Here is an 11,900-nt window from a genome sequence, read left to right on the forward strand (position 1 = left end):
AAAAGGCTGTCATATAGACAGCCTTTTTGGGTGTAAAGAAAATTTATAATAGCTTTTTAGAAAAAACCTGCCTACTTAAGCTGTTTTTTTTCGATCATTTGGCAGCATAAAAGCTACTAAACCTAATAGTGGTAAGAAGCTACATAAGTTCATTACGAAATTAAGGCTAGTTGCATCGGCAATTACTCCTAATAATACTGCTCCTAAAGCACCCATTCCAAATGCTAAACCAACTATTAAACCACTTACTAAACCAACTTTTCCAGGAACGAGTTCTTGAGCGTAAACAACAATTACACTAAATGAACTTGAACTTATGATCCCAATTAAAAATAATATTGGAATAACTGCTAACAATGAGATATGAGGCAGTAAAAGTGCTAATGGAAATGTACCAACTAATGAGAATAAAATCATATTCCGTTTTCCAAAACGATCAGCGAGGGTTCCACCTATGAAAGTACCTATTACACCTGCAATCATAAAGATAAATAAATATAATTGAGTGCTTTTAATGGATAAACCATAACTTTTAATTAAGTAAAACTGATAATAATTACCTATGCCTGCCGAGTACCACGAACGTGCAAATGTAATAAATACAAGCAGTATAATAGCAAATTTTACAGCTGATGTAATTTTGATGTTTTCAGCAGAAGGCTGACCTTTACTTTTTAATTTAAAAGGGTTTTCTTTCAGTTTTTTTCGATACCATGTAGATACGTAAATTAATACACAAATTCCAATAGCAGCTAGGATTGTAAACCATGCGGCACCTTTTTGTCCTAGTGGTACGAAAACTAGCGCTGTAAAGATTGGAGCCAGAGAGTTCCCCGTATTTCCGCCTACCTGATAGATAGCTTGCGAGAGTCCTCTTTTTGAACCAGACGCTAAAAAGGCGACTTTTGAGCCTTCTGGATGGAAGATGGCTGAACCGATACCAATTAATAAAACTGATAATAGTACTATTAACAAATTAGGTGCAAATGCTAAGCAAAGCATTCCGAGTAGACTAGATGCCATTCCAATCGGTAGGAGAAATGGTGAAGGCTTTCGATCGGAAAATATTCCAAAAACGGGTTGCATTACAGAGGAAGTCATATTTAACGCAAAGGCTATGAATCCAATTTCTGTATAAGTTAAATTCATTGTCATTTCTAAAATTGGAAATATGGCTGGTACAACTGCTTGCATAGAATCATTTAATAAATGACCTAAACTGATTGCAAATAAAATTTGATACATTGTTGACTGATTAATAACCTTTGTATTTACTGCTGGCTGCATAATATCCTCCTTTCCTATTGACTTATCTATCATAAACTAATCTTCGGAAAATTTACATAATTTTGCCTTATACACTTTTCATTAAACTTTATGCTCATCTATAATAGAAGAAATGATTTAAATTGTATTTATTGCCTTGCTAAGTAAATTATGAAACATGGTAATTAAAAATCAGTAAGGAGTGTAGAATGGACAACTATTCATCGGAGTTAATGAATTTTTTTAAAGAACATAAAAATAATAAAAATCGGCCCACAATGGAAGCGTATATGAAAAATAGATTTACCTTTTTAGGAATAAAAGCACCAGAACGAAATGCACTCATTAGACAGTTTCGAATGAGTAATGGAGAACCACCAAATTTAGCATCAATCATCGAAATATGGAGTTTAGAGGAAAGGGAATTTCAATATATTGCATTAACCTTTTTAGATCGCCAGTATAAAAAAGCAGAGCTCGAACGGATTAAATTATATGAACAACTAGTAGTCGAAAAGTCTTGGTGGGATACCGTTGATACAATTGCTGGAAGATTAATTAGTTATCATTTTTTAATCTATCCTGAATTGATTGATGAGCACGCTAATAGGTGGATCTCTTCGGATAATATGTGGCTGAATAGAGTAGCGTTATTGTTTCAAATGAAATTTAAGGAAAAAACTGATCAGAAACGTTTATTTCACTATTGTTGGCTACTCAAAGAAAGCGAAGAATTTTTCATTCAAAAAGCAATAGGTTGGGCATTGAGAGAATATTCCTATATCAATCCTAAAGAGGTTGAATTATTTATTCATCAAACGAATTTATCGCCTTTAAGCAAAAGGGAGGGATTAAAATATATCGATAAATTCAAGTACTAGATATGTCGATTTTCCGGGAAATAACCGATCTATTTTATTTTAAGAGAAAAATACTACTAATTTAAGTATGTTGAGACCTTATTATGAAAAGGGTATAATAGGAGCACTATTATTGATTTAAACCATTCCAGGCTCAGTCTGGAAATCCAAGTTTTTATTATTTGTCGATACACTTTATTGTTTCTTTAACACACTCCTCTTTTATTCGTGTAATTTAAATTTGAGTTGTGAAACCTGTACGGAAACAATTAAATGAAAAAGTCCAAAGGAGATTTAGTGTTCATGAAATCTACTTTTAATAATATTTTGAAATTATGTCTAAGTATAAGCTTAATTAGTAGCTTCTTTATTCAAAAAACTGTACACGCAGACGATATGAACCTATTTAGTGATAAGGCAATTTCAATATTGGCCGATAGTGGGGAAGTAATTTATAGTAAGAACGCAAATAAAGTTGATTTCCCAGCTAGCACAACTAAAATAATGACTGCAATGGTTATGATGGATCATTTAAAAGAGAATGATAAGATTCAAATGACAAAAAGAAGCATCCAAGAAGAAAAAAGTAATTCACAAATTCTTTTTTCTGTAGGTGAGGTTTTAGATCGAAATACAGCATTAAAAACTATGATGATTTTAAGTGCCAATGATTTAGCCTATGCTATTGGTGAACGAGTTGGTGGAAATATGGACAACTTTGTTAAAATGATGAATGAAAAAGCTAAAAAGATTGGCGCAAATCATACAAATTTCATGAATCCAAATGGACTTCACAATGTTAATCATTATACAACTGCACATGACTTAGCTTTAATTACAAAGGAAGCTTTAAAATATCCATTAATCATTAAAGCAATGGGTACAAAAGATGCTCGTATTAGTACATCTAAGCATAAGGATGTATATATTTATAATCGTGGAAAAATGTTTAAAAATCCTTATTTTTATGCGGGGAAAACAGGATACACGGATTCTGCTAGGAATACTTTAATTGAAATTGATAAAAAAGACGGCCAAATGATTATTAATATTTTATTGCGATCATCAAAACCACAGTATCTACAAGATATTAAGTTATTAGATTCCTATGCATTTTCAAGAATCCATAAAAAAACTCTTATAAAACAAAGTGATTGGCAGAGAGAATTAAAAATTAGAAATGATCTAATTCATACAAAAATACGAAACGATTTATCATTTTTGACTGCATTAGGCACAAATACAAATTACGATATTAAAATAAAACCTTTAAGTGCAATAGATAAGTCATACAAAGAAAATGGAATTTCTAAAAATCAAAAACTTGGAAGAGTTGAAGTATGGACAAAAAATGAAAAACTTTACAGTACTGAGTTATTAGCTGCTAAATCATATGATCGACCGACCATCCTTTCTATGAATACATTTATCATTGCAGGATCGGTAATTTTACTTTTGGTGTTAATATTTTTTATTACAAAACCGAAAAGGAAAAGAGAATATATGTAAATTAAAAAGGCGAATCGTATTTTTACGTTTCGCCTTTTATAATTAAAGTAAAATAAGTTTTAAAATTTGATAGAAAATTGCAGCCACAGTTGCTGAAATTGGGATTGTAATAATCCATGTTATTACCATACGTTGAGCAGTACCCCAGTTTACATCTTTAACACGTTGAGCAGAACCTACCCCCATAATAGAAGAGGAAATTACGTGAGTTGTACTTACTGGTAAATGTAAAGCAGTAAATGTGAAAATAATTGCTGCTGATGATAAGTCAGCTGCTGCACCATTAATCGGGCGAATTTTCATGATTTTTCCACCAACAGTTTTAATGATTTTCCATCCACCAACTGATGTACCAACAGCCATTGCCAAAGCACAACCGATACGTACCCATAAAGGAACATCGGCACCTGCTGGTTCAATTTTAGCGGCAATTAAAGCAATCATGATAATTCCCATTGCTTTTTGTGCATCATTTGTACCGTGAGTAAATGATTGTAAAGAAGCAGTGAAAATTTGGACTAATCTAAAGCCTTTATTAGTTTTAGATAGGTTAGAACGTCGGAAAATAGCTGCTAAAATTGTCATAACGATAAAGCCAAGCGTAATTGCAATAACAGGAGAAATTAATAAAGCTTCGATAATTTTTACAAAGCCTTCTGCCTCTAAAACGTCAAATCCTTTTGCAGAGACAGCAGCACCAGCTATTGCACCAATGATTGCATGAGAAGAACTACTTGGAATTCCAAAATACCAAGTTATTAAGTTCCAAAATATACCGCCTAATAAAGCTGCAATTACGACAACTAGCCCATTTGAACCTTCAATTGTAATTGGATCAACGATACCAGTTGTAATCGTTTTTGCAACACCTGTAAATGTAATCGCACCAATGAAATTCATTATTGCTGCTAATAAAATAGCTGTACGTGGTTTCAATGCTTTTGTTGAAACTGACGTTGCAATTGCATTTGCAGTATCATGAAATCCATTAATAAAATCAAACAAAAATGCAAAAATCACGATTAAAATCGTAAGTAAAAATAAATGCTCCATTTTATGACTCCTTACGCATTTCGCATGATAATTTGCTCAAGTGTGTTTGCTACATCCTGTGCACTATCAGCTACAGATTCTAAACCTTCATAGATTTCTTTATACTGAATAATTTTAATTGGATCTTTCTCATTCATAAATAATTGCTTAATTGATGTACGTAGTAGCTCATCACATTGAGACTCGTAATCCTTAATTTTAATTGCATGAACTCGGATCTCTAATAATTTTTTATTTGAAAGTAATTTAACTGCAAGTAAAATTTCTTCAACAGCTTTTTGAAGAATATCAACGAATTTAACCATATATTCATCAGCAGATGTGATTGAATACATTTCAAATCGTGCTGAACAATGTTCAAATCCATCTAATACATCATCCATTTTCATTGCAAGTTGTAAAATATCTTCTCGCTCAATTGGAGTAATAAAAGTTTTGTTTAATTCAACGATTAAAGAGTGAATAAACTTATCGCCTTTTGTTTCATATTCTTTCATTTCTTCTTGAAACTTCTTTAAGTCGCTTGCATTTTTTATTTTAAAATCAACGTAATACTTCGATGATACGTGCAAATTCTCAGCAATACTTAAAAGCTTTTCAAAGAATACATCCTTTTTTTGTCCAAAAAACATTATGATTCCTCCAACTAAAACATATAATTTATTATCACCTTCACATTTGTCAATTAATTTTAAAATGTCAGAAACTATGTAAAAATGTCGAAAAAAGTAAAGGTCACGTTAATAATAATAATTGGTTTTTGAAATTAATCAATTAAAAACTAATAATTAATTTACAAATTTACAATATCTTTACATTCCCTTAACAAAGTTAATATTTCGATTCCTACACTTTTTATATTAATAATAGTATTCACAGAAATATTGACTTTATGTGATATTTTAAATTAGCATTAGATTATACGTTTAAACTATTGAACTAAAAAAGGATGTGATGATTTTGGAAAGTACATATAAAGTATCTGAAATAACACAATTAGTAACTAGGCAAAAGGTATATTTTGACACTGGTTCAACTAAAACTTCAAATTTTCGAATTAAACAATTAAAAAAATTATATAAATCAATAGTAGAAAACGAAGAAGAAATAAAAATAGCCTTAAAAAAGGATTTAAATAAGTCAGATTTTGAAGCCTATATGACTGAAATTGGATTTACTTTAAAAGAAATATCGGAAGCAATCAAACAGATTGAAAAATGGATGAAGCCAAAAAAAGTTAAAACTCCGATTACGCATATTGGAACAAAAGGATATATATACAGAGAACCGTATGGAGTAACTTTAATTATATCCCCTTGGAATTATCCTTTTCAATTAACGATGGCACCATTAATTGGTGCAATAATAGGCGGAAATACTGCTATTATTAAACCATCGGAATTAACGCCAAATACATCAATCATTATTAATAAAATAATTAATGAGAATTTTGATAAAGAATATATTGCGGTAGTTGATGGTGGAATTGAAGAAAGTACCATCTTACTACAACAAAAATTTGATTTTATCTTTTTTACTGGCAGTGTTCAAGTAGGAAAAATTGTGATGGAAGCAGCAAGTAAAAATTTAACCCCATTAATACTTGAATTAGGTGGGAAAAGCCCAACAATTGTACATAGTGATTCGAATATCCATTTAGCTGCGAAAAGAATTGTTTGGGGGAAATTTACAAATGCTGGACAGACTTGTATTGCACCTGATTATATTTATGTACACAAATCAGTACAAAAGGATTTTATTGATGCATTAAAGAAAGAAATTGATCAGTTTTATAGTGATAAGCCTTTGTTAAATAATGATTATACAAAGATCATCAGTGATCGCCATTTTAATCGTTTAGTTAGCTTTTTGAATAATGGTGAAATCCTACATGGAGGAAAATTTGATCAATTAACTCATAAAATCGAACCGACTATAATTTCGGATCTAACTTGGGATTCACCAATTATGTCTGAAGAAATATTCGGTCCCATTTTACCAATTCTTACCTATGAAAATATAGATGAAGTAATCAATGAAATTAATCAACACCCTAAGCCATTAGCATTATACGTCTTTACAGAAAGTAAACAGATAGCTAATAAAGTAATTGAGAGAGTTCCATTTGGTGGCGGATGTGTAAACGATACGCTTTACCATATGGCAAATCCTCATTTACCTTTTGGTGGGGTAGGAGAAAGTGGTTCGGGAAATTATCATGGGGAGTACAGTTTTGCAGCTTTTACACATGAAAAAAGTGTGCTTATCCAAACTACTAAAATTGACTTGAAAATTAGATACCATACGACAAAAAACGCTTTACGGTTGATTCGTAAATTGTTAAAATAAAGATTAATTGTAACTTAGTTTCTTAGCTCCTTGATAAAAGGGGCTTTTTATATGTTAAAAATAAATTTATTCAATATTAAATATAGATGGGACGGGAAAATGAAAAATATAATTGAAATTGAAAAAGTCGAGAAAAATTATAGTGAAAATAATGTGATTTCTCCACTTTCATTAGAAATTTATTCTGGAGAATTCCTAACAATCTTAGGACCAAGTGGTTGTGGTAAAACAACACTATTGAGAATGATTGCTGGTTTTGAAGAACCATCGTCAGGTGTGATCAAACTAAATGGAGAAGCAATTAATAGTTTACCTCCATATAAAAGGGATATGAACTTAGTGTTCCAACACTATGCATTATTTCCTCATATGAATGTAGAAAGAAATATCCAATTCGGATTAAAAATGAAAGGTATTTCGTTACAAGAGCAAAAGGTCCGTGCTGAGGAAGCGATGAGATTAACTCAATTAACTGAATTTAGAAATCGTAAACCTAGTCAGTTATCAGGTGGACAACAGCAAAGGGTTGCAATCGCTCGTGCAATAGTGAACAATCCAAAAGTCTTATTATTAGATGAACCATTAGGAGCACTTGATTTTAAGCTTCGTAAAGATTTACAAAGGGAACTGAAAAATCTTCAACGCGAATTAGGAATTACTTTTATTTATGTAACCCATGATCAAGAAGAAGCGATGAGCATGAGTGATCGAATTGTCGTTATGAATAATGGGAAAATTGAACAAATTGGAACACCGAAAGAAATTTATCAAAATCCAGCAAGCAAATTTGTTGCTACATTTATTGGTGAAAATAATTTCTTTGATAAAGGTGTGAAAGAAATTGCAGTTAGACCAGAAAATATTAAAGTTTCTCATGCTACAAATGAGAATAATCCTTATTCAGGAATTATACGAGATGTAGAATTTGTTGGGACTCTAAATAAAATCTTTATTGATTTACATAAACATGAACAAACGATTATTGTCTATCAAATGCCAGATCAAACAAGTTTTAAAAGAAATGATAAAGTTGAGATTAGTTGGAAGTCAGAAGATGAGGTGATTATGTATTGAAAAATGAAAAGTACATAATTGCACCTACGATTATTTGGCTATTAGTTTTTTTTCTAGTACCTTTATTATTAATTTTTGGTTTTGCATTTATGAAAAATGGAATGTACGGAGAAATTGAAAAAACATTTACACTTGAAAATATTGTAAAAGTTTTTGACCCACTGTACTTAAAAGTTTTATGGACAACTTTTTGGATTGCTTTAGTAACTACAATAATAACTCTTTTAATTGGATATCCTTATGCATATACGGCTACAGTTGTAAATGAAAAATGGCAGAGGGTTTTACTATTATTAATCACAATCCCCTTTTGGATAAATTTCTTAGTCAGATCATATGCATTAATTGTTATCCTCCGTTCAAAAGGGATTATTAACACATTATTAATCCAGCTTGGGATTATAAAAGAACCTTTACAACTACTTTATAATACACCATCAGTCATAATGGGAATGGTCTATACATTATTACCATTTATGGTGTTACCAATCTTTGTTGCCATTGAACAATTGGATAACCTAAAATTGGACGCTGCTAATGATTTAGGAGCTACACCATATCAAACATTTATCTATGTAACGCTTCCATTAACGATGAAGGGGATTTTTGCAGGTAGTATTTTAGTTTTTGTTGCTTCATTTGGAATGTTTGTCGTTTCTGATGTAATGGGTGGATCAAAAGTTGCTTTAATCGGAAATGTCATTCAAAATCAATTCTTAGCAGCAAGAAACTGGCCATTTGGTTCCGCACTTTCAATATTCTTAGTCATTACTTCAATCGGTTTAATAGGTCTTTACTATTTAGCTACAAAAAATATTGGTGCTGATAAAAGTAGAGGTGAAAAATAAATGAAAAAACCTATACTTATTGGATTTTCAACAATAATCTTGATTTGTTTATACTTACCAATCTTGATATTAATCTTATTTTCATTTAATAAATCAAAGATTAATGCAAACTGGACTGGATTTACGTTTGATTGGTACATAAATTTATTCCATAACCCTCAAGTAATTGATGCCTTTATGAATAGTTTAATTATTGCAATTGTAACGACAATCTTTTCAACAATTCTTGGTACTATTTGTGCACTTGGCTTACATAAGCATAAATATAAATTTTCAAATCTTATTAGTGGGCTAGTTTACTTACCAATTGTCGTTCCAGATATTTTAATGGGCCTTTCATTACTAATACTATTTACTAATTTTCATATTGAATTAGGTAGTATCACAATTATTATTGCCCATGTCACTTTTTGTATTTCATATGTCATTATACTTTTAGCAGCTCGACTTTCAGGAATGTCATCTGATTTAGAAGATGCTGCAAGTGATCTAGGTGCTACACCATGGCAGACATTTAGATTTGTAACTCTACCAGCACTAATGCCTGGAATTATTGCTTCGGCACTTTTATGTTTTACATTGAGTATTGATGATTTTGTCATAAGCTTTTTTGTTTCAGGACCAGGTTCAACTACATTGCCAATTTATATTTATGGAATGGTTAAAAAAGGTGTAACGCCTGAAATAAATGCAATTTCGACGATTTTAATTGTTACAATTATTTTCTTAATGGTAATTTCTGAAGTTTATCGTACGAAAGGTATTAATAATCAAGAAAAATCAGAAAAAAAATCCTATATCGTTTAAAAGGGTTTCAAGTGACCTTTATTAGTCTAGTTCCAATTAAAAACGAATCTTCTGGATTAGAATTAAAATAAGGCATATTGGATTATGTGCCAATTTAAGGAGGTAGTCAGTAGGCATTATGAGTATTTTTAGAAAAACTGCTACAATAATGGTTTCTTTAGGCTTAGTAAGTTTACTTTTATCTGCTTGTTCAGTCGGAAAAAAACAATTAAATATTTATAGCTGGGCAGATAATTTTGACGAGAAGGTTTTAGAATCATTTGAAAAGAAATATGATGTTAAAATTAATTATCAAGTTTTTGCAAGTAATGAAGAGTTATATGCAAAACTTAAAGCTGGTGGTTCGAATTATGATGTAATTCAGCCTTCAGATTATATGGTTAAACTAATGATTCATCAAAATATGTTAGCTAAATTGAATAAAAGTAAGATGCCAAATTTAAATAATATTTCACCAGAATATACAAATCAGGAGTTTGATCCAAAAGGTGATTATTCAGTTGTTTATACTGGAGGATTAACGGGGATTGCCTATAATCCAAAATATGTAAAAGAAAATATAGATAGCTGGGATGATCTATGGAACCCAAAATACAAAGGTCATGTAACTTTACTCGATGACAATAGAGAAGTATTTGGAATGGGTTTAATTAAAAATGGTTATTCAAATAGCTCAACAAATGAAGATGAATTATTAAAAGCTTATAATAATTTAAAAACATTAACACCTAATTTACTAGCATTCGACACAGATACGGTAAAACAAAAGTTTATTACTGAAGATGCATGGATTGGTCAAGTATGGTCCGGAGATGCTGCTTATATTCAAAAAGAGCTTAAAGATATTAAATGGGTTGTACCAAAAGAAGGATCATCAAGATGGGCAGATACTTTAGCAATACCAAAAGATGCAAAACAAAAAGATCTAGCTGAAAAGTTTATTAACTATCTATATGATCCAAAAGTAAGTGCACAAAATTATGAGGCGATTGGCTATGCTGATCCAAATAGTAAATCAGGATCATATCATTCAGCGGAGTATAAACAAAATCCGTATATTAATGTAACAAAAAAACAAACTGATGCAACGAACTGGATTAAAGACGTCGGGGACCAAACAGAATTATATGATAAGTATTGGACAGAATTAAAAACTGGCAAATAACTTCAGACTACCCGCCAAACGCTTGCAATTAGTCTGAAAATCATTTTTATTTCACAATGAAGGTTATCTCCAAAGAGATAACCTTTTTAGTTTGAAATTAATTTGTTTAATAAAAATCGAAATTGATCTCTTTCACTATGTGTAAGATTTTCGAATAAATTTAGCCACAATTCTTGACGGAAATTAAAGTTATCTTCAATTAAACGCTTTCCTTCATCAGTTAATTCAAGCCATGTAACTCTTCGATCACGGCTATCTCTTTTTCGAGAAATTAAATGATTATTAACCAATTTATTCACAGCCGTTGTAATAGAACCTGAAGATAATCCAATTTGTCGACCAAGTTCAGAAGCAGTAAGTTTTTGATTTTTATAAATTAAATATAAAAGCAAATATTTTGGTGGAGTTAAGGAGTTTTTTAATTCCTCATCAGTTTTTTGCCAGTTTTTGCGAACTCGAATCATTAGACTTGTTAAATCATCTAGAAGAAGTTTGTCGTTTTCGGTTAACAAGGCAGACTCCCCTCCTTAATTATAATTTAATATTGAAAAATAGTAGTTATTGTACGTATAGGTTACCAATTTTCTAAATCATTTTCAAGAAAGTACGATTTTTAAGCAAGTTTTTTAAATTTGTCAAGTTTTGGCTGTATAGTATCTATAGCCTTTTGTAAATAGTATGATAAAAGACATTGGTAGGGGTGAAGTACAATGTTTAAGTATTTTAAGTTTAAAATAAATGATACTGTTCAATTTGTGAAGAACGATGGTCATTTCTATCGAGTGATCGGGTACAGGATCGAAAAAAGTATTTATTTAAATGATGAGTACAGTAGCATTATTTACGAACTCTTACGAGAATTTGATGGTCTTCAAGTTGACGCTGAAGAAGAGGAATTAGTAAGCGTATCTAACTTTGATGAATTCTACGGTTCAATGTTTGAAAAACTAGGTACATTTACAATTAAGT

General features: G+C 30.8%; 11 protein-coding genes and 1 pseudogene. 8 read left to right on the forward strand and 4 right to left on the reverse strand.

The window, feature by feature from the left end; all coding sequences use genetic code 11:
• Positions 1-75: 75 nt before the first annotated feature.
• The gene (locus RAH41_RS15610) at positions 76-1,287 is read right to left on the reverse strand and encodes an MFS transporter (protein WP_331223752.1); all 1,212 of its coding nucleotides are present in this window, start codon (positions 1,285-1,287) and stop codon (positions 76-78) included.
• Positions 1,288-1,475: 188 nt separating this feature from the next.
• Between RAH41_RS15610 and RAH41_RS15615 the strand changes: the two genes are divergently transcribed.
• Positions 1,476-2,147 carry a DNA alkylation repair protein gene (locus RAH41_RS15615; RefSeq protein ID WP_331223754.1) on the forward strand — a complete coding sequence of 224 codons (672 nt, stop codon included), beginning with the start codon at positions 1,476-1,478 and terminating at the stop codon, positions 2,145-2,147.
• Between the two features lie 282 nt (positions 2,148-2,429).
• Complete coding sequence (locus tag RAH41_RS15620; RefSeq protein WP_331223756.1) at positions 2,430-3,635, forward strand: D-alanyl-D-alanine carboxypeptidase family protein; 1,206 nt, start codon at positions 2,430-2,432, stop codon at positions 3,633-3,635.
• A 42-nt stretch (positions 3,636-3,677) separates the two neighbouring features.
• Here the strand turns inward: RAH41_RS15620 and RAH41_RS15625 are convergent, their stop codons facing one another.
• Positions 3,678-4,688, reverse strand: coding sequence for an inorganic phosphate transporter (locus tag RAH41_RS15625; RefSeq protein ID WP_331223757.1), 1,011 nt, complete (start codon positions 4,686-4,688; stop codon positions 3,678-3,680).
• An 11-nt stretch (positions 4,689-4,699) separates the two neighbouring features.
• The gene (locus RAH41_RS15630) at positions 4,700-5,320 is read right to left on the reverse strand and encodes a DUF47 domain-containing protein (protein WP_056474035.1); all 621 of its coding nucleotides are present in this window, start codon (positions 5,318-5,320) and stop codon (positions 4,700-4,702) included.
• Between the two features lie 328 nt (positions 5,321-5,648).
• On the opposite strand from RAH41_RS15630, the gene RAH41_RS15635 reads away from it, so the two are divergent.
• The 5 genes from RAH41_RS15635 to RAH41_RS15655 all read left to right on the forward strand — a co-directional run bounded on the left by RAH41_RS15635 (position 5,649) and on the right by RAH41_RS15655 (position 10,931).
• Positions 5,649-7,037, forward strand: coding sequence for an aldehyde dehydrogenase (locus RAH41_RS15635; protein ID WP_331223760.1), 1,389 nt, complete (start codon positions 5,649-5,651; stop codon positions 7,035-7,037).
• 99 nt (positions 7,038-7,136) lie between these two features.
• On the forward strand, positions 7,137-8,111 hold the full coding sequence (locus tag RAH41_RS15640; protein WP_331224037.1) for an ABC transporter ATP-binding protein: 975 nt from the start codon (positions 7,137-7,139) through the stop codon (positions 8,109-8,111).
• Positions 8,108-8,959 (forward strand): ABC transporter permease, encoded by an 852-nt coding sequence (locus tag RAH41_RS15645; RefSeq protein ID WP_331223762.1) that lies wholly within the window; start codon positions 8,108-8,110, stop codon positions 8,957-8,959. The genes RAH41_RS15640 and RAH41_RS15645 overlap by 4 nt, the downstream gene beginning before the upstream one ends.
• A complete protein-coding gene (locus RAH41_RS15650; protein WP_331223763.1) occupies positions 8,960-9,766 on the forward strand; it encodes an ABC transporter permease in 807 nt (268 codons plus the stop codon).
• A 118-nt stretch (positions 9,767-9,884) separates the two neighbouring features.
• Positions 9,885-10,931, forward strand: a complete 1,047-nt coding sequence (locus tag RAH41_RS15655) for a spermidine/putrescine ABC transporter substrate-binding protein (protein ID WP_331223764.1) — start codon at positions 9,885-9,887, stop codon at positions 10,929-10,931.
• Positions 10,932-11,017: 86 nt separating this feature from the next.
• Here RAH41_RS15655 and RAH41_RS15660 read toward each other — a convergent pair whose 3' ends face one another.
• Positions 11,018-11,443 carry a MarR family winged helix-turn-helix transcriptional regulator gene (locus tag RAH41_RS15660; RefSeq protein ID WP_331223765.1) on the reverse strand — a complete coding sequence of 142 codons (426 nt, stop codon included), beginning with the start codon at positions 11,441-11,443 and terminating at the stop codon, positions 11,018-11,020.
• A 198-nt stretch (positions 11,444-11,641) separates the two neighbouring features.
• Between RAH41_RS15660 and RAH41_RS22660 the strand changes: the two are divergent.
• Positions 11,642-11,840 (forward strand): annotated as a pseudogene (locus RAH41_RS22660) (histidinol dehydrogenase); the annotation flags it as partial.
• Positions 11,841-11,900: the final 60 nt, after the last annotated feature.

This window comes from Gottfriedia acidiceleris, from assembly GCF_036421055.1.
Lineage (GTDB): Bacteria > Bacillota > Bacilli > Bacillales > Bacillaceae_G > Gottfriedia > Gottfriedia acidiceleris_C.